This is a genomic window from Pinirhizobacter soli, assembly GCF_015905305.1.
In the GTDB taxonomy this organism is placed as follows: Bacteria; Pseudomonadota; Gammaproteobacteria; order Xanthomonadales; family Rhodanobacteraceae; genus Pinirhizobacter; species Pinirhizobacter soli.
This window is the reverse complement of the sequence record NZ_JADZLQ010000001.1, coordinates 706,599-728,809: the sequence shown is the minus strand read 5'-3', so window position 1 is coordinate 728,809 and position 22,211 is coordinate 706,599. Positions and strand designations below refer to the sequence as shown.

Annotated in this window: 21 protein-coding genes; all 21 read left to right on the top strand. The window is 64.8% G+C overall.

Annotated elements, in window-relative coordinates:
* Positions 1 to 42 precede the first annotated feature (42 nt).
* Positions 43 to 1,275 carry a beta-ketoacyl-ACP synthase II gene (fabF, locus tag NDK18_RS02795; RefSeq protein WP_250625838.1) on the top strand — a complete coding sequence of 411 codons (1,233 nt, stop codon included), beginning with the start codon at positions 43 to 45 and terminating at the stop codon, positions 1,273 to 1,275.
* Between the two features lie 8 nt (positions 1,276 to 1,283).
* Entirely contained in the window at positions 1,284 to 2,645 is a 1,362-nt protein-coding gene (locus NDK18_RS02790; protein WP_425502743.1) for an aminodeoxychorismate synthase component I, read from the top strand.
* Positions 2,642 to 3,484: an aminodeoxychorismate lyase gene (gene pabC / locus NDK18_RS02785; protein WP_250627030.1), complete on the top strand. Its 843-nt coding sequence runs from the start codon at positions 2,642 to 2,644 to the stop codon at positions 3,482 to 3,484. The genes NDK18_RS02790 and pabC overlap by 4 nt, the downstream gene beginning before the upstream one ends.
* A complete protein-coding gene (gene mltG, locus NDK18_RS02780; RefSeq protein ID WP_250627029.1) occupies positions 3,481 to 4,509 on the top strand; it encodes an endolytic transglycosylase MltG in 1,029 nt (342 codons plus the stop codon). Before pabC ends, mltG begins: the two co-directional genes overlap by 4 nt.
* A 35-nt stretch (positions 4,510 to 4,544) precedes the next feature.
* Positions 4,545 to 5,480, top strand: coding sequence for a DNA polymerase III subunit delta' (gene holB / locus NDK18_RS02775; RefSeq protein ID WP_250625921.1), 936 nt, complete (start codon positions 4,545 to 4,547; stop codon positions 5,478 to 5,480).
* Positions 5,471 to 6,469, top strand: a complete 999-nt coding sequence (locus tag NDK18_RS02770; RefSeq protein WP_250625843.1) for a PIG-L deacetylase family protein — start codon at positions 5,471 to 5,473, stop codon at positions 6,467 to 6,469. Before holB ends, NDK18_RS02770 begins: the two co-directional genes overlap by 10 nt.
* 28 nt (positions 6,470 to 6,497) lie before the next feature.
* Positions 6,498 to 6,854, top strand: a complete 357-nt coding sequence (locus NDK18_RS02765) for a PilZ domain-containing protein (protein WP_250625844.1) — start codon at positions 6,498 to 6,500, stop codon at positions 6,852 to 6,854.
* 223 nt (positions 6,855 to 7,077) lie between these two features.
* The gene (locus NDK18_RS02760) at positions 7,078 to 7,434 is read left to right on the top strand and encodes an NADH-quinone oxidoreductase subunit A (RefSeq protein ID WP_250625922.1); all 357 of its coding nucleotides are present in this window, start codon (positions 7,078 to 7,080) and stop codon (positions 7,432 to 7,434) included.
* Entirely contained in the window at positions 7,425 to 7,979 is a 555-nt protein-coding gene (locus tag NDK18_RS02755) for a NuoB/complex I 20 kDa subunit family protein (protein ID WP_250625845.1), read from the top strand. The genes NDK18_RS02760 and NDK18_RS02755 overlap by 10 nt, the downstream gene beginning before the upstream one ends.
* A gap of 10 nt (positions 7,980 to 7,989) precedes the next feature.
* Positions 7,990 to 8,718 carry an NADH-quinone oxidoreductase subunit C gene (locus NDK18_RS02750; RefSeq protein ID WP_250625846.1) on the top strand — a complete coding sequence of 243 codons (729 nt, stop codon included), beginning with the start codon at positions 7,990 to 7,992 and terminating at the stop codon, positions 8,716 to 8,718.
* Positions 8,719 to 8,720: 2 nt separating this feature from the next.
* Positions 8,721 to 9,974 carry an NADH-quinone oxidoreductase subunit D gene (locus NDK18_RS02745; RefSeq protein ID WP_250625847.1) on the top strand — a complete coding sequence of 418 codons (1,254 nt, stop codon included), beginning with the start codon at positions 8,721 to 8,723 and terminating at the stop codon, positions 9,972 to 9,974.
* Positions 9,975 to 9,992: 18 nt separating this feature from the next.
* A complete protein-coding gene (gene nuoE, locus NDK18_RS02740; RefSeq protein WP_250627028.1) occupies positions 9,993 to 10,520 on the top strand; it encodes an NADH-quinone oxidoreductase subunit NuoE in 528 nt (175 codons plus the stop codon).
* A 12-nt stretch (positions 10,521 to 10,532) separates the two neighbouring features.
* Complete coding sequence (gene nuoF / locus NDK18_RS02735) at positions 10,533 to 11,873, top strand: NADH-quinone oxidoreductase subunit NuoF (protein ID WP_250625849.1); 1,341 nt, start codon at positions 10,533 to 10,535, stop codon at positions 11,871 to 11,873.
* Complete coding sequence (gene nuoG / locus NDK18_RS02730) at positions 11,873 to 14,197, top strand: NADH-quinone oxidoreductase subunit NuoG (RefSeq protein WP_250627027.1); 2,325 nt, start codon at positions 11,873 to 11,875, stop codon at positions 14,195 to 14,197. The genes nuoF and nuoG overlap by 1 nt, the downstream gene beginning before the upstream one ends.
* Before the next feature lie 4 nt (positions 14,198 to 14,201).
* Positions 14,202 to 15,254: an NADH-quinone oxidoreductase subunit NuoH gene (gene nuoH, locus NDK18_RS02725; RefSeq protein ID WP_250625851.1), complete on the top strand. Its 1,053-nt coding sequence runs from the start codon at positions 14,202 to 14,204 to the stop codon at positions 15,252 to 15,254.
* 8 nt (positions 15,255 to 15,262) lie between these two features.
* A complete protein-coding gene (gene nuoI / locus NDK18_RS02720; protein ID WP_250625852.1) occupies positions 15,263 to 15,754 on the top strand; it encodes an NADH-quinone oxidoreductase subunit NuoI in 492 nt (163 codons plus the stop codon).
* Between the two features lie 10 nt (positions 15,755 to 15,764).
* Entirely contained in the window at positions 15,765 to 16,424 is a 660-nt protein-coding gene (locus tag NDK18_RS02715) for an NADH-quinone oxidoreductase subunit J (protein WP_250625853.1), read from the top strand.
* Positions 16,421 to 16,726 carry an NADH-quinone oxidoreductase subunit NuoK gene (gene nuoK / locus NDK18_RS02710; protein ID WP_250625854.1) on the top strand — a complete coding sequence of 102 codons (306 nt, stop codon included), beginning with the start codon at positions 16,421 to 16,423 and terminating at the stop codon, positions 16,724 to 16,726. Before NDK18_RS02715 ends, nuoK begins: the two co-directional genes overlap by 4 nt.
* 5 nt (positions 16,727 to 16,731) lie before the next feature.
* On the top strand, positions 16,732 to 18,846 hold the full coding sequence (gene nuoL / locus NDK18_RS02705; RefSeq protein WP_250627026.1) for an NADH-quinone oxidoreductase subunit L: 2,115 nt from the start codon (positions 16,732 to 16,734) through the stop codon (positions 18,844 to 18,846).
* A 21-nt stretch (positions 18,847 to 18,867) separates the two neighbouring features.
* Positions 18,868 to 20,376, top strand: coding sequence for an NADH-quinone oxidoreductase subunit M (locus tag NDK18_RS02700; protein ID WP_250625856.1), 1,509 nt, complete (start codon positions 18,868 to 18,870; stop codon positions 20,374 to 20,376).
* Positions 20,377 to 20,387: 11 nt separating this feature from the next.
* A complete protein-coding gene (nuoN, locus tag NDK18_RS02695) occupies positions 20,388 to 21,830 on the top strand; it encodes an NADH-quinone oxidoreductase subunit NuoN (protein WP_250627025.1) in 1,443 nt (480 codons plus the stop codon).
* Positions 21,831 to 22,211: the final 381 nt, after the last annotated feature.

Below are 22,211 nucleotides of genomic sequence, written 5' to 3'. Positions count from 1 at the left end.
TGCGTATGGTTACGGGACTGGCACGCTTAAGGAAGTTCACGCATGAGCAAACGACGTGTGGTTGTCACCGGCATGGGCATCGTCTCGCCCGTCGGCAACGATATCGCCACCGCCTGGTCCAACGTGGTCGAGGGCCGCAGCGGCATCGGCCCGGTGACCCATTTCGATGCCAGCGGTTATGCCACGCGCATCGCCGGCGAAGTCCACGATTTCGACGCCTCGGCATGGGTACCGGCCAAGGACGTCAAGCGGATGGATCCCTTCATCCATTACGGCATAGCCGCCGGCATGCAGGCCTTCCGCGATTCCGGCTTCACCATCACCGAACAGAACGCCGAGCGCGTGGGCGTGGCCGTGGGCGCCGGCATCGGCGGCCTGGACACCATCGAGTCCACCGCCCTGGAACTGGCCGCACGCGGTCCGCGCAAGGTCTCGCCGTTCTACGTACCCAGCTCGATCATCAACATGATCTCGGGCCACCTTTCGATTTACCTGGGCCTGACCGGTCCGAACATCGCGCTGGTGTCGGCGTGCACCACGGCTGCGCATAACATCGGCATGGCCATGCGCCTGATCCAGTACGGCGATGCCGATGCGATGATCGCCGGCGGCGCGGAGTTCGCCACCACGCCCACGGCTATGGCCGGCTTCTGCTCGGCGCGTGCCATGACCACGCGCAACGACGACCCGGCCGGTTCCAGCCGCCCGTGGGACGCCGGTCGCGACGGCTTTGCGCTGTCCAATGGCGCCGGCGTGCTGATGCTCGAGGAATACGATCACGCCAAGGCGCGCGGCGCCAATATCTACGGTGAGATCGTCGGCTTCGGCATGAGCGGCGACGCGTACCACATCACCGCACCCAGCGGCGACGGCGCGGCACTGTGCATGAAGAACGCACTGCACGATGCCGGCGTGAATCCGACCGACGTCGATTACGTCAACGCGCACGGTACCTCCACGCCCGTCGGCGACCTGGCCGAGGTGGGTGCGGCGAAGAAGATCTTCGGCGACTACGCCTACAAGCTTGCGATGAGCTCGACCAAATCGGTCACCGGGCACCTGCTGGGCGCCGCCGGTGGCGTCGAGGCCATCTTCTCGCTGCTGGCCATTCGCGATGGCGTGATCCCGCCGACGATCAACCTTGAGCAACCCGGTGAAGGCTGCGACCTCGATTTCGTACCCAAGACCGCGCGGCAGGCCAAGCTCGACATAGTCATTTCCAACTCGTTCGGCTTCGGCGGTACCAACGGCACGCTCGCCTTCCGGCGCGCCTGAAGCAGCGGCTGGCCGTGGCGCACGTTACCCGCCAACTGGCCGGCCGCCGCGACCTGCTCGCGCTGGCCGCCGCGTGGCCTGAACGCTACCCGGGCTTGCTCGATAGCGCCGTGCGAGGCACGGCGCAGGCGCGCTACGACCTGCTCTTCGCCTTCCCGCAGGGCGAGCTTTGCCTGGGGCGCGATGGCATCGTCCGCGAGGGCGAGCGCGTGCTCACGCGTGGTTTCCTCGACGCGCTCGATGACGCCTGGCGCGACCAGCGCACCGAGCCGCGCACCGATGGCCTGCCGTTTGCCGGTGGCTGGATGGTATTCCTGGGCTATGAACTGGCCCGCGAAGTGGAGCCCAGCCTCTGGCTTCCCGCCGCGCCCGGAAGTCTGCCGATCGCGATGGCGCTGCGCTGCCCGGCCGCGATCATCGTCGATCACGAGCTCGACCAGACCATCCTGGTGGCTGAGGAACGCTACGCATCGCTCATCGATGACATGGCCGCGGATCTGGACCAGGCCGGCGATGAACGGTCCTGGGCACCGTTGCCTGCGCCCTTGTCGATCGACGAGGACGAAGCGGCACGGTTCATCGACGGCGTGGCACGCATCCACGAGCATCTTGCCGCGGGCGATATTTTCCAGGTGAATCTTTCCCGGCAATGGCGCGCGCGGTTCGCCGAACCACTGCCGCCGGCGCAGCTCGCCGCGGCACTGCGAGCGGCCAATCCCGCTCCATTCGCCGGCCTGCTGCAATGGCGCGAATGGGCCATCGTCAGTTCATCGCCCGAGCGGTTGGTGTCCTCGCGCGACGGGGTGGTACAGGTGAGGCCGATCGCCGGCACTCGCCCGCGCCACGCCAACGACGATGACGCACGCATGGTGCAGGAATTGCACGCCCATCCCAAGGAGCGTGCCGAGCACGTGATGCTGATCGACCTGGAGCGCAACGACTTGGGCCGCGTCTGCGAGCCGGGCAGCGTCGAGGTGGATGAACTGATGACGGTGGAGTCCTATGCCCATGTGCATCACATCGTCAGCAACGTGCGTGGCCGGCTGCGCGAGGGCGTGACACCGGGGCAGGTGATCGCGGCCACGTTTCCCGGCGGCACCATCACCGGCTGTCCGAAGGTGCGCTGCATGCAGATCATCGCTTCGATCGAAGGCGTAGGGCGCGGCGCTTACACCGGTTCCATGGGTTATCTCGATCGCGACGGCAGCATGGACCTCAACATCCTGATCCGCACCATGACGCTGGAAGGCACGCGGCTAAGCCTGCGCGCCGGCGCCGGCATCGTCGCCGATTCCGACGCCCAGCGGGAGCTTGCCGAGACCCGGGCCAAGGCGCGGGGCATGCTGCGGACACTCGGCGACCTGTCGTGAACGATCCGGCCCGCTGGCGCGTGGACGGACGGGCGGCCACGGAACTGCCTGTGGGCGACCGCGGCCTGGCGTACGGCGACGGCCTGTTTGAAACCATGCGCGTGGTGGCGGGCAGGGCGCCATTGTGGACGTGGCACATGGAGCGGCTGGAGGAAGGCTGCCGCAGGCTTCAGCTGCCGCAGCCAGCGTCTGCCATGCTCGCCGATGAAGTTTCCGCCGCCGCCGATGGCCTGGATGACGCCGTGGTGCGCATCACCTGGACAGCGGGCAGTGGTCCAAGGGGCTATGCACGCCAGGCGACGGTTTCCGGACGCCTGATCGTGGTCGCGTCACCCGTGCATCACGCCGATCCCTTCATGGCGACCCATGGCGTGGCGCTGTTCGAATGCTCCACGCGCTGGTCGTTGCAACCGAGGCTTGCCGGCATCAAGCACCTCAACCGCCTGGAACAGGTGCTGGCGCGTGCCGAGTGGGAGGATCCTTCCTTCATCGATGGGCTGATGCTGGACATGGATGACCGGGTGATCAGCACCACCGCGGCTTCGATCGGCCTGGTCGTCGATGGTGTACCGATGTTCCCGGCGCTACATCGCTGCGGCGTGGCCGGCGTGGGCCGGCGCCTGGCGATGGCAAGCCTGCCGGACGCGGTCGAAGCCGATATCGACCGAGCCATGCTGGCGTCGGCCTCGGAGGTATTCCTTGCGTCCTCCGTTCGCGGCATGCTTCCGGTTCGCGCCATCGGCGACCGGCACTATGCGACAGGTCCGGTGGTAAGAGCCCTGCAGGCGGCATGGACCACCGCCGGCATGCCACCCTTGCGTCCTGCGGAGCAACCATGAAGCATCCACGCGGCCGCGCGCTGCTGCGCCCGCTACTTGCCGTCGTCGTACTGATCCTCGTGGCCGGTGGATTCCTCGGTTTCGACTACGTGCGCTTCACCCGTGCTCCGCTCGCCATTCCGGCGGCCGGCGACACCATCGACGTGGGTCGCGGCACCAGTTTCCGTGACATCGTGGCGGACCTGCGCCAGCGTGGCATCACCCGCGCGTCGCCCTGGTACTGGCGGGCGCTGGCGGCACAGATGGGTGTGGCCGGACGCCTGCACGCAGGTGAGTACGCGCTCATGCCGGGCACCACGCCGCGCGGCTTGCTGGACAGCATGGCGGCCGGTCGCGTGATCCAGCGCTACGTGACGATCGTCGATGGCTGGACATTCCTCGACCTGCGGCATGCGCTTGCGCGCGGCGACAAGCTCTCGCAGGTGGCGGCAAGCCTTTCCGACGACGACGTCATGAAGCAGATCGGCGCACCGGGGCAGTTTCCCGAAGGACGCTTCCTTCCCGAGACCTATGCCTACGTCAAGGGCGACAGCGACCTGGATATCCTGAAGCGTGCCCATGCCGCCATGGCCAAGGCACTGGATCAGGCGTGGGCGAACCGTGCCACCGACCTGCCGCTGGCGTCGGCGGACGAGGCACTGATCCTGGCCTCGATCGTGGAGAAGGAAACCGGTCGTGCCGACGAGCGCCCGCGGATCGCCGGGGTGTTCGTGCGGCGCCTGCAACAGCACATGCTGCTGCAGACCGATCCCACGGTGATCTACGGCATGGGCGCCGCTTACGCCGGCAACATCCACAAGGCGGACCTGGGCCAGGACACGCCGTACAACACCTACACCCGCGCCGGCCTGCCGCCGACGCCCATCGCCATGCCGGGCAAGCCCGCGCTCGAAGCTGCTACCCATCCGGCGGCAGGCAGCGAGCTGTATTTCGTTTCGCGTGGCGACGGCAGCCATGTGTTCTCAGCGTCGCTTGCCGAACACAACCGCGCCGTGGCCTGTTACCAGCTGCATCGATGCCAGTGACGTTCCCTGCACATGCAGGTGGCATCATGCAAGCCATGACACCGATGCCGTGGCACGAAGAACCCTGGACCCTGCTCAAAGGCCGTCGCGAGCGCGGGGTGATGCCCCACGCCCTGTTGCTGGCCGGTCCGCCCGGCCTGGGCAAGCGCATATTCCTCGATCGCCTGGCCCAGGCCCTGCTGTGCCAGGCACCCGTGGATGGCGATGCCTGTGGACGGTGCAAGGCCTGCCTGCTGTACGCGGCCGGCACCCATCCCGATCGCGCCACCATCGGCCTTGGCTTGCGCAAGGACGGTACACCCCGCACGGAAATCGTCATCGACCAGGTGCGCGAGCTCTCGCAGCGCCTGGCCATGTCCAGCCAGTTCGGCGGCTGGCAGGTCGCCAGCATCGATCCGGCCGATACGATGAACACGGCGGCCGCCAATGCCTTGCTCAAGACCCTCGAGGAACCGTCCCGCGAAACCTTGCTGGTGTTGGTGGCCGATGCCCCATGGCGGCTGCCGGCGACGATCCGCAGTCGAACCCAGCGCGTGGATTTCAACCTGCCTTCGGCTGAAATGGCGATGGCGTGGCTTGAAGCTGAAGGTGTGTCCGATGCGGCAACGGCGCTTGCCGCCGCTAACGGCAATCCGGGGCAAGCCCGCGCGTGGGCGGCGCAAGGGCAGCTGAAGGCCCGCCACGAAGTCCGCAACGACCTTCGGGCCCTGGCCTCGGGCCGCGGCGATCCGATGGAAATAGCCCGGCGTTGGCAGGCGGCCACGCCGCCGGCCTACCTCTGGTTCGCGGCCCAGGCCGTGGCTGAGGAGTCCCGGGCCCGCGCGCAGGGCGGGGAAGCACCGCTGGGCAGCGCGCTGGACGGTTTCGCCCTGGACGCCTGGTTTGCCTCGGCCAATCGCGCGCGCGAAGCCTTGCGGGGGCCGCTGCGCACGGACCTGGTCATGCTGGAGTTGCTGTCCGCATGGCGATAAGCGTCGCCGCCGATGGCCGTTTCGATGGGCTGGGCGCAGCCACCGCACGCGTGGGAACAGTGCTGCCGCCGCTCAACGAGCGCGTGCGCATGCTGGTGGTCTCGCCCCATCCGGATGACGAATCCCTGGCGGTGGGTGGCCTGATCCAGGCGGTACTGGGCGCGGGCGGGAGCGTGGACGTGCTGTTGCTCACCGACGGCGACGACAACCCTTGGCCGCAGCGCTATATGGAACGCCGCATCGTCATCGATGCGCAGGCCCGGGCACGTTGGGGAACGCGGCGCCGGGGCGAGGTACGCGCGGCGCTGGCGAGACTGGGAGTGAGTGAATCCTCACTGCACGCCCTGGGCTGGCACGACATGGACGTCACCGGTTGCCTGTCGCGCGATGCCTCCGCCGCGATAGCGGCGATCGATGCGGTGGTCGCCGACACCGCTCCCACCCTGATGGTGTTGCCCGCCCTGGGCGACCGCCATCCCGACCACGGCAGCGCCCATGTGATGGCCCGCCTGGCGGCGAGGGCTGCCGCGCCGGAGACGCACGTCGTCACCTACATGATCCACGGCCGGGTCGATGTGGGTACCGCTGCCGCCAGGCTGCCGTTGACGCCGACGATCGAAGCGGGCAAGCGCAGCGCCGTACGTGAGCACCGCACCCAGCTGAGCCTCAGCGGTAAGCGCATGCTTGGCATGGTCCAGCCGGATGAAACCTTCGCCTTGCCCACGCCGCCGCAAGCGGCCTTGCCCTGGCATCCGCCGGTATGGATCAGGCCGGGCCTGCAGCTTCTGGTGGTATCGGGGCAGGGGAGCAGTCACTGGCGATGGCGCGATGCCCCGCTGGAACACACGCGGCAGGGATGGGTCCTGCACGACCCCCTGCTGGAACGTGGAGGTTTCGTGAAACTCTCCTTGCCCCTCCGCTCGCCGTGGATATTCGACCACTGGGGATGGGCCGAGCTTGCTCCGCGCGGCGCCGGGTCGCTAGCATGAGGCCTTGCCCCACCTTTTCGGGATTCGCATGAACGTCTCCGCCGCACCCCGACAGGGCATCATTTCCCTCAAGATCAAGGATGAAGCCGCGCTCTACCAGGCCTACATGCCTTTCCTGAAGGGCGGTGGCATATTCGCCCCCACAGCCCAGCGCTACAGCCTGGGTGACGAAGTGGTCCTGCTTCTTACCCTGATCGACGAATCCGAACGCCTTTCGGTGGCCGGCAAAGTGGTATGGATCACCCCCATCGGCGCACAGGGCAACCGCACGGCCGGCATCGGCGTGCAGTTCAACGAAACATCCGATGGCGAGGCCGCTCGTGCGCGCATCGAGAATATCCTGGCGGGCATGCTGGCCTCCGAGCGGCCGACGCAGACGATGTAATTGAAGGTCAATTGCCGCACCACGGGAAGATTACCCTTTTAAGCCTTGTCTGAATCCCTGTACCGACTGGTACAATGGGACGGTTAATCGTTTTCTTTCCGTTCCATGGTGGATGTCCCTTGCGCTCGGCCGTGCCGCCGCCGGGGCTCCTTGACCAGACTGCTCGCCCCACGAGTGGTCACTGATGCGCCGAAGTCCCCAAGGCGCGGAGGTACGTGTTGCCGTGCTCGCCGAATACTGGCCCGTCCTGTTGTTCATCGCCGTTGCCATCGGGCTGGGTATTGCCTTGCTGGTGATCGGCCTGCTGGCCGGTACCAGCCGGCCCACTGCCGAAAAGCTCGCTCCTTATGAATGCGGTTTCGAGGCGTTCGAAGACGCTCGCATGAAGTTCGACGTCAGGTACTACCTGATCGCCATCCTTTTCATCATCTTCGACCTGGAAATCGCTTTCCTGTTTCCGTGGGCCACGGTGTTCTCGGACCTCGGCGTGATCGCCCTGGTGGAGATGGGGCTGTTCCTGCTGTTGCTGGTGATCGGTTTCGCCTACGTCTGGAAGAAGGGAGCGCTCGAATGGGAGTGATGTCCAGCATCGACCGGGTGATGCACAACCCGCCGCCGCTCAATATCGTCGACGACATCCTGCGGCCGAACGGTGACAGCCCGATCGTCCAGCGCGGTTTCGCCACCACCAGCGTGGATGCGCTGATGAACTGGGCGCGCACGGGGTCGATGTGGCCGATGACCTTCGGCCTTGCCTGCTGCGCGGTTGAGATGATGCACGCTGGCGCCGCCCGCCTGGACCTGGACCGCTACGGCGTGATCTTCCGTCCCAGCCCCCGCCAGTCCGACGTGATGATCGTGGCCGGCACCCTGGTCAACAAGATGGCCCCGGCGCTGCGCAAGGTCTACGACCAGATGCCCGAACCGAAGTGGGTAATTTCCATGGGTTCGTGCGCCAACGGCGGCGGCTATTACCACTATTCCTATTCCGTGGTGCGCGGCTGCGACCGCATCGTGCCTGTGGACATCTACGTGCCGGGCTGCCCGCCCACGGCCGAAGCCCTGATCCACGGCATCTTGCAGTTGCAGAAGAAAATCCGCCGCACCCACACCATCGCGCGCTGAAGGACCGCACATGAGCGAAAACCTCCAGACCCCGCTTGTCGGCCGCCTTGCTGCGCGCTTCGGCGATACGCTGCGCGTCACCGTGGTGCGCAACGAAGTCACCGCCGAAGTCGCCGCCGGCGATCTGCTGGCGGTGGCCAAGGCCCTGCGTGACGAGGCCGAATTCCGCTTCAGTGTCTATATCGACACCTGCGGCGTCGATTACCTGGGCTACGGCCAGACCGAATGGGATACCGACACCGCCCAGGGCGAGGGTTTCTCGCGCGGCGTCGAAGGCCAGGCCATGGGCCGTTTCAACTGGGCCGAGCGTCCGCGTGAAACAGGCCAGCCGCGCCGCTTTGCCGCCGTGGTCCACCTGCTGTCGATCGAACACAACCGCCGTATCCGCCTGCGTATCTTCTGCGAAGACGACATGCTGCCGGTGGTGCCTTCGCTTACCGGCATCTGGCCGGGCGCCGACTGGTTCGAACGCGAAACCTTCGACCTCTACGGCATCATCTTCGAAGGCCATCCCGATCTTCGCCGCATCCTCACCGACTACGGTTTCGTCGGCCATCCGTTCCGCAAGGATTTCCCGCTGATCGGCAATGTCGAGGTGCGCTACGACCCCGAGCAGAAGCGCGTGATCTACGAACCGGTATCCATCGAGCCGCGCGTGCTGGTACCGCGCACCATCCGCAACGACGCCGACCTCGACCAGGCCCGTGCCGAAGCCGCCGACCGCTGGCGCGAGAACTGAACATGCAGGAAATCCGCAACTACACGATGAACTTCGGCCCCCAGCATCCGGCCGCGCACGGTGTGCTGCGCCTGGTGCTGGAGATGGATGGCGAAACGGTGGTCCGCGCCGATCCCCATGTGGGCCTGCTGCACCGCGGCACCGAGAAGCTCGCCGAGTCCAAGCCGTTCAACCAGTCGATCGGCTACATGGATCGACTGGATTACGTCTCGATGATGTGCAACGAGCACGCTTACGTCGGCGCCATCGAAAACCTCATGGGTATTGAGGCACCGGTGCGCGCGCAGTACATCCGCACCATGTTCGACGAGATCACCCGCATCCTGAACCACCTGATGTGGGTCGGTTCCAATGCGCTCGACCTCGGCGCCATGGCGGTGTTCCTGTACGCCTTCCGCGAGCGCGAAGAGCTCATGGATTGCTACGAGGCGGTGTCCGGTGCGCGCATGCACGCCACGTACTACCGCCCGGGCGGCGTCTACCGCGACCTGCCCACGCAGATGCCGCAGTACCGCGAATCCCCCTGGCACAAGGGCGCGGATCTGAAGCGCATCAATGCATGGCGCGAAGGCTCCATGCTCGATTATCTCGACGCGTTCACCGACGACTTCCCCGAGCGCGTGGCCGAGTACGAAAGCCTGCTCACCGATAACCGCATCTGGAAGCAGCGTACGGTGGGCATCGGCGTGATTTCGCCGGAGAAGGCACAGGCGTGGGGCATGACCGGCGCCATGTTGCGCGGTTCGGGCATCGCCTGGGACCTGCGCAAGAAGCAGCCGTATGCGTCTTACGCCGAGATGGATTTCGATATCCCCGTCGGCGTCAATGGCGATTGCTACGACCGGTACCTGGTACGCATGGAAGAAATGCGCCAGTCCAACCGCATCATCAAGCAGTGCGTGAAGTGGCTGCGGGCCAACCCCGGCCCGGTGATGGTGCAGAACTTCAAGGTGGCGCCGCCCAGCCGCGCCGACATGAAGGAGGACATGGAAGCCCTGATCCACCACTTCAAGCTGTTCACCGAAGGCTACGGCGTGCCCGCCGGCGAAACCTACAAGGCGGTGGAAGCACCCAAGGGTGAATTCGGCTGCTACCTGGTGTCCGACGGCGCCAACAAACCTTTCCGCGTGCACTTGCGCGCACCGGGCTTCGCCCACCTGTCCTCGATGGACGCGGTGGTGCGTGGCCACATGCTCGCCGACGTGGTCGCCATGATTGGCACTTACGACCTCGTCTTCGGCGAAGTCGATCGCTAAGGGCGACGGGACAAGAACATGAAAGCAACAGGACATTACGCCGAGGTCAAGGATGTCGATCCGATCGCGGTGCTCGAGCAGCACACCCGCGATCACATCGACCACTGGGTGTCGAAATTCCCGCCGGACCGCAAGCGCTCGGCGCTGATCCAGGGGTTGATGGCGGCCCAGGAGCAGAACCGCGGCTTCCTTACCGATACGCTCATTACCGCCACCGCCAAGTACCTCGACCTCCCGGCCGTATGGGCCTACGAGGTGGCGAGCTTCTACTCGATGTTCGAGACGGTACCGGTGGGCCGCAACAACGTGGCCGTCTGCACCAACATCTCGTGCTGGCTCAATGGCGCCAACGACATCGTGCGCCATTGCGAAGGCAAGCTCGGCATCCGCACCGGCGAAAGCACGGCCGACGGCCGCATTTACTTGAAGCGCGAAGAAGAATGCCTCGCGGCCTGCTGCGGCGCGCCGATGATGGTGGTTAACGGTCACTACCACGAGAATCTCACGACGGCGAAAGTCGACGAGATCCTCGACGGTTTGAAGTAGGAGCGAAGGCAGATGGCAAGCACTACCGGTCCCGTCGGTCCCGCACCCCTGGAGCATCAGGTCGTTTATACGACGCTCCACTTCGACAAGCCGTGGGCGTTGGACAACTACCTGTCGATCGGCGGCTACGAAGCCTGGAAGAAGATCCTGGCCGAGCGCCCGGATCCGGGCGCGATCATCGACGAACTGAAGAAAAGCTCGCTGCGCGGCCGTGGCGGCGCAGGCTTCCCTACGGGTCTGAAGTGGTCGTTCATGCCGCGAACGGCGCCGGGCCAGAAATACATCCTGTGCAATTCCGATGAATCCGAACCCGGTACCTGCAAGGACCGCGACATCCTGCGCTTCAACCCGCATGCGGTGATCGAGGGCCTGGCCATCGCCTGTTATTGCACCGGCTCCACCGTTGCCTACAACTATCTGCGCGGTGAATTCCACCACGAGCCCTTCGAGAATTTCGAAGAGGCCCTGAAGGAAGCCTACGCCGCGGGGCTGCTGGGCAAGGGCCTGGGCGGCGACCTCGATGTGGACATCTACACCGCGCTGGGCGCCGGCGCCTACATCTGCGGCGAAGAAACCGCGCTGATGGAGTCGCTCGAAGGCAAGAAGGGACAGCCGCGCTTCAAGCCGCCGTTCCCGGCAGGCTTCGGCTTGTACGGCAAGCCGACCACTATCAACAACACCGAAACCTATGCGTCGGTGCCGGCGATCCTGCGCCATGGCGCGGACTGGTTCCTGAATTTGGGCAAGCCCAACAATGGCGGCCCGAAGATCTTCTCGGTGTCCGGCCACGTGGCGAAGCCCGCCAACTACGAGATTCGCCTGGGCACCTCGTTCAACGAGCTCTTGGAAATGGCCGGCGGCATCCGCAACGGCAACAAGCTCAAGGCCGTGATTCCCGGTGGCTCGTCGATGAAGGTGCTGCCCGCGTCGCTCATCACCGAGTGCACCATGGATTACGACAGCCTGCAGAAGGCAGGTTCGGGCTTGGGTTCCGGTGCCGTGATCGTCATGGACCACACCACCTGCATGGTCAAGGCCTGCCAGCGCATCGCGCAGTTCTACAAGGCCGAGTCCTGCGGCCAGTGCACGCCTTGCCGCGAAGGCACCGGCTGGATGTACCGCGTGCTCACCCGCATCGTCGAAGGCGAGGGCACCCAGGACGACCTGCATCGCCTGAAGGCCGTGGCCGGCCAGATCGAAGGCCACACCATCTGTGCCTTCGGCGAAGCCGCCGCATGGCCGGTGCAGGGCTTCCTGCATCACTTCTGGGACGAGTTCGAATATTTCGTCACCCACAAGCGTTCCAAGACCGAAGACATGCTCGCCCAAGCAAACCGTGGAGTGGCCGCCTGATGAGTGCGCAGCCCGCCAACAACACAGCGCCCGATCTGGTCAACATCGAGATCGACGGCCGCTCGCTGCAGGTACCGAAGGGTTCGATGATTATCCACGCGGCCGACGCCGCGGGAATCCCGATCCCGCGTTTCTGCTACCACCGCAAGCTTCCCATCGCCGCCAACTGCCGCATGTGCCTGGTGGAGATCGAGAAGATGCCCAAGCCCGCACCGGCTTGCGCTACGCCGGTGGGCGAGGGCATGAAGGTGTTCACGCGCTCGGACAAGGCGCTGAAGTCGCAGCGCAACGTGATGGAATTCCTGCTGATCAACCATCCGCTGGACTGCCCGATCTGCGACCAGGGCGGCGAATGCGAACTGCAGGACGTCTCGCTGGGTTACGGCCGTTCGGTATCGCGTTACAACGAACGCAAGCGCACCGTTTCCGACGAGGATCTCGGCCCGCTGGTCGCCACCGAGATGACCCGCTGCATCCAGTGCACCCGTTGCGTGCGCTTCACCAGCGAGATCGCCGGCACCTACGAACTGGGTGGCATGAGCCGCGGAGAAGACCTCGAGATCGGCACGTATATCGGCAAGACGATCGAGAGCGAGCTTTCGGGCAACATCATCGACGTCTGTCCGGTGGGCGCGCTCACCAACAAGCCGTTCCAGTTCAAGGCGCGTGCCTGGGAACTGATCGCCCGCCCGTCGGTGGGCTACCACGATGCACTCGGTTCCAACCTGTGGCTGCATTCGCGCCGCGGCGAGGTGCTGCGTACGGTGCCCCGCGACAACGAGAACATCAACGAGTGCTGGCTGTCCGATCGCGACCGCTACAGCCATCAGGGCCTGTACGCGGATGACCGCCTGAAGGCGCCGATGGTCAAGCGTAACGGTGCCTGGGCAACCACCACCTGGGACGATGCCCTGGCGGTTGCCGCCGAGGCGCTGAAGAAAACACCCGGCGCCGATCTCGGCATCCTGGCCCATGGCGCCACCACCAATGAAGAAGGCGATCTGCTGGTGCGCCTGGCCCGCGGTCTGGGCAGCGCGCACCTCGACCATCGCCTGCGCCAGCTCGACTTTGCCGACAACGCCACGGCCACGCCGTTTGCGCTGCCGGTGAGCCAGCTGGACAAGGTGAAGTCGGCGTTGCTGGTGGGCTCGGCCCTGCGCCATGAAATGCCGCTGCTCAACCATCGCCTGCGCCAGGCGGTGAAGAAGGGCGCAAAGGTGTACGCGGTGAACCCCGTGCACTTCGACTTCAACTATCCGCTGGCCGGCGAAGCCGTGGCCGCGCCGCACGCGCTGGTGGCGGAACTGCTTACCCTTGCCCGCGCCGCTGTCGATGACGGCGCTGCCGCACCTGGTGCGCTGGCCGATGCCATCAACGGTGTCAAGGCCGACGACGATGTCCGCGCCGCATACGCCACCCTCAAGGGCGGCGATGCGGTGGTGATCCTGGGCGAGGCCGCGGCGCTTCATCCGCAGGCGTCCTGGCTGCGTGCCGTGGCGAAGTTCATCGCCGCTGCCGCGGACGCTGCCTATAACGAGATCCCGGTGGGTGCCAACGCCGTGGGCCTGGCACGCGTCGGCGTGCTGCCGGGCAACGGTGGCCTGGACGCCCGCGCCATGCTGTCCCAGCCACGCAAGGCCTACCTGTTGTACGGCATCGAGCCGCAGCACGATTTCGCCGATGGCGCTGCCGCTTTCAGCGCACTGGACAACGCGCAGGCCGTGGTGGCCTGTTCGGCCTACGCCAGCAAGTCGTTGCTGGAAGTGGCAAGCGTGATCCTGCCGATCGCCCTGGCTCCCGAGAACGACGGCAGCCTCACCAACGTCGATGGCCTGGAGCAGGCTATCGCCGCCGGCGCCAAGGCGCCGGGCGAAGGCCGCCCAGGCTGGAAGGTACTGCGTGCCCTGGGTGGAACGCTTGCCGTGCCGGGCTTCGAGTTCGACGACCTTGCTGGCCTCAGGTCTGCCATCGGCGAGCGCACGGCGAATCCGCGCGCCATGCTGGCCGACCTCACCGCCAAGCAGGGCAGTGGCCTCACCCGCATCGCCACGCTGCCGATCTACCGCAGCGATGCGGTGCTTCGCCGCGCCACGGCGCTGGCGGCGCATCCGCTCAACCGCGAGCCTGCGGTGTACCTGCACGCGGACGATGCGAAAGCCGCGGGCCTGGCCGACGGCGATACCGTCCGGGTGGGTAGCTCCGATCCGTTGCCGGTGGTCGTTTCCGGCGCCGTGCCGGCTGGTGCTGCCTGGATCGAAGCGGGCCACGACGAAACCGCGATGCTGCCGCCGTATGGCGCAGCCCTCACCCTGAGCAAGGCTTAAGCGCATGTTCGATCAATTCTGGACGCACTTGCTCCTTCCGGTGCTCTACATCCTGGCGATCGTCGTGCCGCTGATCCTGGCGGTGGCGATGTTCGTCTACTGGGAGCGCAAGGTCATCGGCTGGATGCACGTGCGCATGGGGCCGAACAAGATCGGTCCGCTGGGCATGCTGCAGGCCTTCGCCGATGTGGTGAAACTGCTGATCAAGGAAGTGATCCTTCCCACCAATTCCTCGAAGTTCCTCTACTACCTTGCCCCGATGCTGGCCCTGGTGCCCGCGTTCGCGGCGTGGGCGGTCGTTCCCTTCGGCGAGAAGATGGTGCTGGCCAACGTCAACGCCGGCGTGCTGTATCTGCTGGCCATGACGTCCCTGGGCGTCTACGGGATCATCCTGGCTGGCTGGGCATCGAACTCCCGCTACGCCTTGCTGGGCGCCATGCGCTCGGCGGCGCAGGTGATCAGCTACGAGCTGGCGATGGGCATGTCGGTCGTCTGCGTGCTGGTGCTTACCGGCAGCCTCAACCTTACCGACATCGTGCACGCGCAGGCGGGCAACAAGGGCTTCTTCGACTGGTACTGGCTGCCGCTGCTGCCGGTGTTCATCATCTACTTCATCTCCGGCGTTGCCGAAACCAACCGCGCGCCATTCGACGTGGCCGAGGGCGAGTCGGAAATCGTCGCCGGTTTCCACGTGGAATATTCAGGCTCGGCGTTCGCCATTTTCTTCCTGGCCGAATACGCCAGCATGATCCTGGTGAGCTTCCTGGCCGCAATCTTCTTCATGGGCGGCTGGCTGTCGCCCCTGCAGGGCTGGATCACCGCCGATGCCCCGCGCTGGATCAACTGGATCTGGACCGGCGGCTTCATCTGGCTGTTCATCAAGGCCTTCCTTTTCTCCTTCCTGTTCCTCTGGTTCCGCGCCAGCTTCCCGCGCTACCGCTATGACCAGATCATGCGCCTGGGCTGGAAGGTATTCATTCCCATCACCATCGTCTGGGTCTTCGTCGCCGGCCTCATGAAATATTACGGCTGGGTCACCATCGGCACGGGGGCTTGAAGCAAACCATGTCTCGCATAACGCACTATCTCAAAAGCCTGCTCCTGATCGAGTTGTTCAAGGGCATGGGCCTGACCATCCGCTACATGTTCAAGCCCAAGTACACCGTCCGTTATCCGATGGAGCACATTCCCAAGTCGAACCGCTTCCGCGGGCTGCATGCGCTGCGCCGGTACGCCAACGGCGAGGAACGCTGCATCGCCTGCAAGCTGTGCGAGGCGGTGTGTCCGGCGCTTGCCATCACCATCGACTCGGCCCCGCGTGAATCGGACGGCCAGCGCCGTACCACGCGCTATGACATCGACCTCTTCAAGTGCATCTACTGCGGTTTCTGCGAGGAAAGCTGCCCGGTGGATTCGATCGTGGAGACGCACGTGCACGAGTACCACTTCGAGCACCGCGGCGAGAACGTGGTGAACAAGCTGCAGCTGTTGGCCATCGGCGATCGCTTCGAGCAAGACATCGCCGCTGCACGGGCCCAGGACGCGGCTTTCCGCTGAGGACAACCACATGAATCCACAGCTGATCCAACTCATCATGTTCTACGCCTTCGGTGCGGTTGCCGTGGGCGCTGCCCTTGCCGTGATCACCCTGCGCAATTCCGTGCATGCGGTGCTTTCGCTGGTGCTTACCTTTTTCTCCGTGGCCTGCATCTGGCTGCTGGCGGAAGCCGAATTCCTGGCCATTGCGCTGATCGTGGTCTACGTCGGCGCGGTGATGGTGCTGTTCCTGTTCGTGGTGATGATGCTCGACATCAAGATGGAGCAGGTGCGCGAGGGCTTCGCCCGCTACCTGCCGGTGGGCATCATCGTGGCGCTGGTGATGCTGGCCGAGATGATCGGCATGATCGGCGTGCGGGCGATGGGCCTGCACGTCATGGGCGAAGACCCCGCCGCGGCGGCGGGGCTTTCGAACACCGCATGGCTTGGCCATGCGCTGTACACCCAGTTCCTGCTGCCGTTCGAAATCGCAGCCATCATCCTTACCGTCGGCATCGTGGCCGCCGTGGCCCTGACCTTGCGCCATCGCGGTGGCGTGCGGCACCAGTCCGCGGCCGAGCAGGTGGCGGTCGACCCGCGTACCCGAATGCGCATCGTCAAGATGGCTTCGGAAACGATGCCCACGGAAACCGTTCCCCCCGTTGCCCCGTCGCAGGAGACCTCGCCGTGATCACGCTCGCGCATTTCATCGTGCTCGGCGCGGTGCTCTTCTGCATCGCGGTTGCCGGTGTCTTCATCAACCGCAAGAACGTCATCGTGCTGCTGATGGCGATCGAACTGATGCTGCTGGCGGTGAACATCAACTTCGTGGCCTTCTCGCGCTTCCTGGGCGACGTGCAGGGGCAGGTGTTCGTGTTCTTCATCCTTACCGTGGCCGCGGCCGAGTCGGCCATTGGCCTGGCGATCCTGACCTTGCTGTTCCGTAACCGCAGCACGATCAACGTCGCCGAAATCGACAGCATGAAGGGCTGACGCACATGGATCTTTCACTTTCGGTCCTGATCACCATCGCCCTGGCGCCGCTGGTTGGCGCGCTGCTGGCTGGACTCTTCGGCCGCGTGATCGGCCGCGTTGGCTCGCACTGCGTGACCATCCTGGGCGTGGGCATCGCCTGCGCGCTTTCGATCCACGTGCTGTGGCAGCTGGTGTCGGGGGACGCTAAGAATTTCAACCAGGATGTCTACACCTGGTTCCAGGCCGGCAACCTGCACGTGAGCGTGGGTTTCATGGTCGACCGGCTCACCGCCATGATGATGGTGGTGGTGACCTTCGTGTCCCTGCTTGTGCACGTGTACACGATCGGTTACATGGCCGACGATCCGGGCTACCAGCGGTTCTTTAGCTACATCTCGCTTTTCACCTTCTCGATGCTGATGCTGGTGATGAGCAACAACTTCATGCAGCTGTTCTTCGGCTGGGAAGCGGTAGGCTTGGTGTCGTACCTCTTGATCGGCTTCTGGTACAAGAAGCCGACGGCGATCTACGCCAACCTCAAGGCGTTCGTGGTCAACCGCGTTGGCGATTTCGGCTTCCTGCTGGGCATCGCCGCAGTACTGTATTTCCTTAATACGCTTGACTACGCCACGGCGTTCGACAGCGCCGGCGCGCTGACCGGCCGCGCCATCACGGTGGTCGGTGGCCACGCGTGGCCTGCGGCAACGGTGATCGGCGTCCTGCTGTTCATCGGTGCGATGGGCAAGTCTGCCCAGGTGCCCTTGCATGTGTGGCTGCCCGATTCGATGGAAGGCCCCACGCCGATCTCGGCGCTGATCCACGCCGCCACCATGGTGACGGCGGGCATCTTCATGGTGGCGCGCATGTCGCCGCTGTTCGAGATGAGCGAAGGCGCGCTTTCGTTCATCCTGGTGATCGGCGCCACCACCGCGCTGTTCACCGGCCTGATCGGTATCGTGCAGAACGACATCAAGCGCGTGATCGCCTATTCAACGCTGTCGCAGCTGGGCTACATGACAGTTGCCCTGGGTGTGTCGGCCTATAGCGGCGCCGTGTTCCACCTGATGACGCACGCCTTCTTCAAGGCGCTGCTGTTCCTGGGGGCGGGCTCGGTGATCATCGGTATGCACCACGAGCAGGACATGCGCTACATGGGCGGCCTGCGCAAGTACATGCCGGTCACCTGGATCACCATGTGGATCGGTTCGCTGGCGCTGGCCGGTACGCCGTTCTTCGCCGGTTTCTATTCGAAGGACGCCATCATCGAGGCGGTGGGCGAGTCCCATCGCTGGGGCGCGGGGTATGCCTACTTCTGCGTGATGGCGGGCGTGTTCGTGACCTCGTTGTATAGCTTCCGCCTGCTGTACATGACGTTCCATGGCGCCGAGCGCTTCACCGTCGTCGGCCATCATGGCCATGGCCATGCCGCGCATGGGCACGCTGCGGTTGTTGGGGGTCAGAGTATTCACTCTGACCCCGGGCATGACGCGCACGGTCACGATGCCGCCGACGAACACAAGGAAGATTCGCACCACACGCCGGGCGAGCTCGAGCACGCGCCGTCCGAGTCGCCGTGGGTGGTCACCGTGCCGCTGATACTGCTGGCGATCCCGTCGTTGCTGATCGGCTTCTTTACCGTGGGCCCAATGCTGTACGGCGGCTGGTTCGGTAAGGCCATCCACGTGGAAGAGCAGAACAATGTGCTGGGTGAGCTGGCCCGTGACTTCCACGGCGCCACCGCCGCGGCGCTGCACGGCTTCATCCAGTTGCCATTCCTGCTGGCGCTGGCTGGCTTCATCGTGGCCACCGTCATCTACCTGTTCAAGCCGGCGCTGGCCGACTCGATCAAGCGTGCGCTGCATCCCATCTGGCGCGTGCTCGACAAGAAGTATTGGGTGGACGAGGTCTACTTCGCCATCTTCGCCAAGGGCGGTGTCAAGCTTGGCCGTGCCTTCTGGCGCGGCGGCGATGCTGCCGTGATCGATGGCGTTCTGATCGACGGTTCGGCCAGCCTGGTCGAGCGCATCGCTTCGGGCGGCCGCCGCCTGCAGTCAGGTTTTCTTTATCACTACGCCTTCGCCATGATCCTCGGCCTTATCCTGCTCTTGGGCGGGTATTGGCTGGTCGGGCAGGGCTGAGCCACAGGGAATAGAGCATCCATGTCCAACCACTTGCTCAGCCTGCTGATCTGGCTCCCCATCCTCGGCGCGGTTCCCGTGCTGCTGGCCGGCGGGCAACGCCCGAATGCCGCGCGCTGGATTTCCCTGCTCGTGGCCGTGGCGACTTTCGCCGCGAGCCTGGCGCTGGTCCATGTGTACGACCCTTCCACCGGCACGATGCAGGTGGGTGAGAACTTAAACTGGATCGCCAGCGTCGGCATCCACTACTCGCTCGCGGTCGATGGCATTTCCGTGGCGCTGATCGCGCTCACCTCTTTCACCACGATCCTGGTGATCGTGGGTGCGTGGGAGGTCATCGCGGTGCGTACGCACCAGTACATGGCTGCCATGCTGGTGCTGGAAGGCCTGATGGTGGGCGTGTTCTGCGCCACCGATGCCTTGCTGTTCTACGTGTTCTTCGAGGCCATGCTGATCCCGATGTTCATCATCATCGGCATCTGGGGCGGCCCGCGGCGCGTGTACGCCACGCTGAAGTTCTTCATCTACACGTTCTTTGGCTCCATCTTCATGCTGGTGGGGCTGATCTACCTGTATTCGAAGGCGCATACCTTCGATATCGCTACGCTTGCGCACCTGCCACTGTCGATGACCGAGCAGTCCTGGCTGTTCTTCGCCTTCCTGCTGGGTTTTGCCATCAAGGTGCCGATGGTGCCGGTGCATACGTGGCTGCCCGATGCGCACGTCGAGGCGCCTACGGGAGGCTCGGTGGTGCTGGCGGCGGTGATGCTGAAGATCGGCGGCTACGGCTTCCTGCGTTTCTCGCTGCCGATCGTGCCCGATGCGTCGGAGCATTTCGCGCCGCTGGTGATCGTGCTTAGCCTGATTGCCGTGGTGTACATCGGCTACGTGGCCCTGGCCCAGGAAGACATGAAGAAGCTGGTGGCGTATTCGTCCATCGCGCATATGGGTTTTGTCACCCTGGGCATCTTCATCGCCTTCATGCTGGTGCGCGAACACAACAACGTGCAGGCGGCTCACCTGGGCATGCAGGGCGCGATGATCCAGATGATCTCGCACGGGTTCATCTCTGGCGCCATGTTTACCTGCATCGGCGTGCTGTACGACCGCATGCACACGCGCCAGATCAAGGACTACGGCGGCGTGATCAACGTCATGCCCTGGTTCGGCCTGTTCTACGTGTTGTTCGCCATGGCCAATAGCGGCCTGCCGGGCACCAGCGGTTTCGTCGGCGAGTTCATGGTGATCCTGGCCGCCTTCCAGGCAAACCCGTGGATCGCGCTGTTCGCCGCGTTCACCCTGATCATCGGCGCCGCGTACACGCTGTGGATGGTCAAGCGCGTGCTGTGGGGTGAGGTCACCAACCACCACGTGGCCGAGATGAAAGACATCAATGCCCGCGAGACCTTTGTCCTTGCGGCGTTCGCTGCCGCAGTCCTGCTGTTCGGCATCTGGCCCCAGCCGCTCGTCCACCTGATGGACGCATCGGTCGGCCAGCTGGTCCAGAAACTGGCGTACTCCAAGGTTTGATGGAACATCCCATGCCGACTTTCAATGACTTCCTGATCCTGCTTCCCGAGGCCTACCTCACGGTGGCGGCTTGCGTGATCCTGCTGATGGATGCCTTTCTCAAGGGTGGCCAGCGCGTAGCCATCCACTGGCTCTCGATCATCGTGCTGCTGGTGGGTGCGTGGCTGGTGATCGACGGCCAGCCCGCCACGGCGGTGTCGGGCTTCAGCGGCATGTTCATTCGCGACCCGGTGGCTGAGATCCTGAAGGTGTTCTCGCTACTCACCACGGCGTTGATGTTCATCTACTCGCGCGGCTACCTGCGCGACAGGAACATCAACGAGGGTGAGTACTACGCGCTTACCCTGTTCGCGGTGATCGGCATCATGGTGCTGGTATCGGCCGGCAGCCTGGTCACGGTGTACCTGGGCCTGGAGCTGCTTACCCTGAGCTCGTACGCCCTGGTGGCGCTCAACCGCGATTCGAAGCTGTCGTCGGAGGCGGCCATCAAGTACTTCGTGCTGGGTGCGCTGGCCTCGGGCATGCTGCTGTACGGCATGTCGATGATCTACGGCGCCACGCATTCGCTGGACCTTGCCACCATCCTGCACGTGCAGAACGTCGAGTGGCGCAACCTGATGCTGTTCGGCGTGGTCTTCGCCATCGTCGGCATCGGCTTCAAGCTCGGCGCCGCACCCTTCCACATGTGGATTCCCGACGTGTACCAGGGCGCGCCGACGGCCGTCACCATCTTCATCGGTACCGCCCAGAAAATCGCCGCCTTCGGCATGGCCTACCGCCTGCTCGATTCCGGCCTCGGCGCCTACGCCCACGAGTGGCGAATGATGCTGGCGGTACTGGCAGTACTGTCGCTGGCCATCGGCAACCTCCTGGCCATCGTGCAGACCAACCTGAAGCGCCTGCTGGCCTATTCCACCATCTCGCACATGGGCTTCCTGCTGCTGGGCCTGGTAGAGGCCAACCCCGCGGGCTACTCGGCCGCCATGTTCTACGCCATCAGCTACGCGCTCACCTCGGCGGCAGCCTTCGGTATCATCCTGGCCATGTCCCGCGCCGGCTTCGAATGCGAGGAAATCGACGACTTCAAGGGCCTGAACCAGCGCTCCCCGTGGTTCGCCTTCCTGATGATGCTCGTGATGTTCTCGCTGGCCGGCGTACCCCCACTGTTCGGCTTCTTCGGCAAACTGCTGGTCCTGCAATCCGCCATCGACGCCGGCTTCCTCTGGCTGGCAGTGGTCGGCGCCGTATTCGCCATCATCGGCCTCTACTACTACCTGCGAGTCGTCAAAGTCATGTACTTCGACGCCCCCGTGGAAGGCACCGACGTCCGCGCCCAACCCGACATGCCGCTACGCTTCGTCCTGTCACTCAACGCCCTCGCGTTGCTGGCTCTCGGCATCGCCTGGGGCCCCCTGTTTGCATGGTGCCAGCGCGCCTTCGGGATTACGGCCTGACGGACGCCACATGAGTCGGAGGGGGCGGGGGAGCCGCGGGGCTCTCCCTGGTCACTAAGTCCTCGTCCGGCTTCGCCGTCCTGCGGAATCGTTCTCAGGGAGAGCCCCGCGGCTCCCCCGCCCCCTCCGACTCATGTGGCTACCTTGAGGAGTAATCCCTCGTAATAGGAGAGGGGTCGCGCGAGTTCCGGGGGCGCTCTCCGCGCTGTGAAAATTCCGGCCGGGAAATCAGTGTCCACCGATCGCAATTACCGCAAGCGCACGTGCTCTGCTTCGCATGACACTGTTACGTCCGAGGGAGTCGGGGGGGGGGGGGGGGGGGGGGGGGGGGCGCCGGGGGGGCGTCCACCCAGCAGCGGAGTGAGGAAAAAACAAACCCCC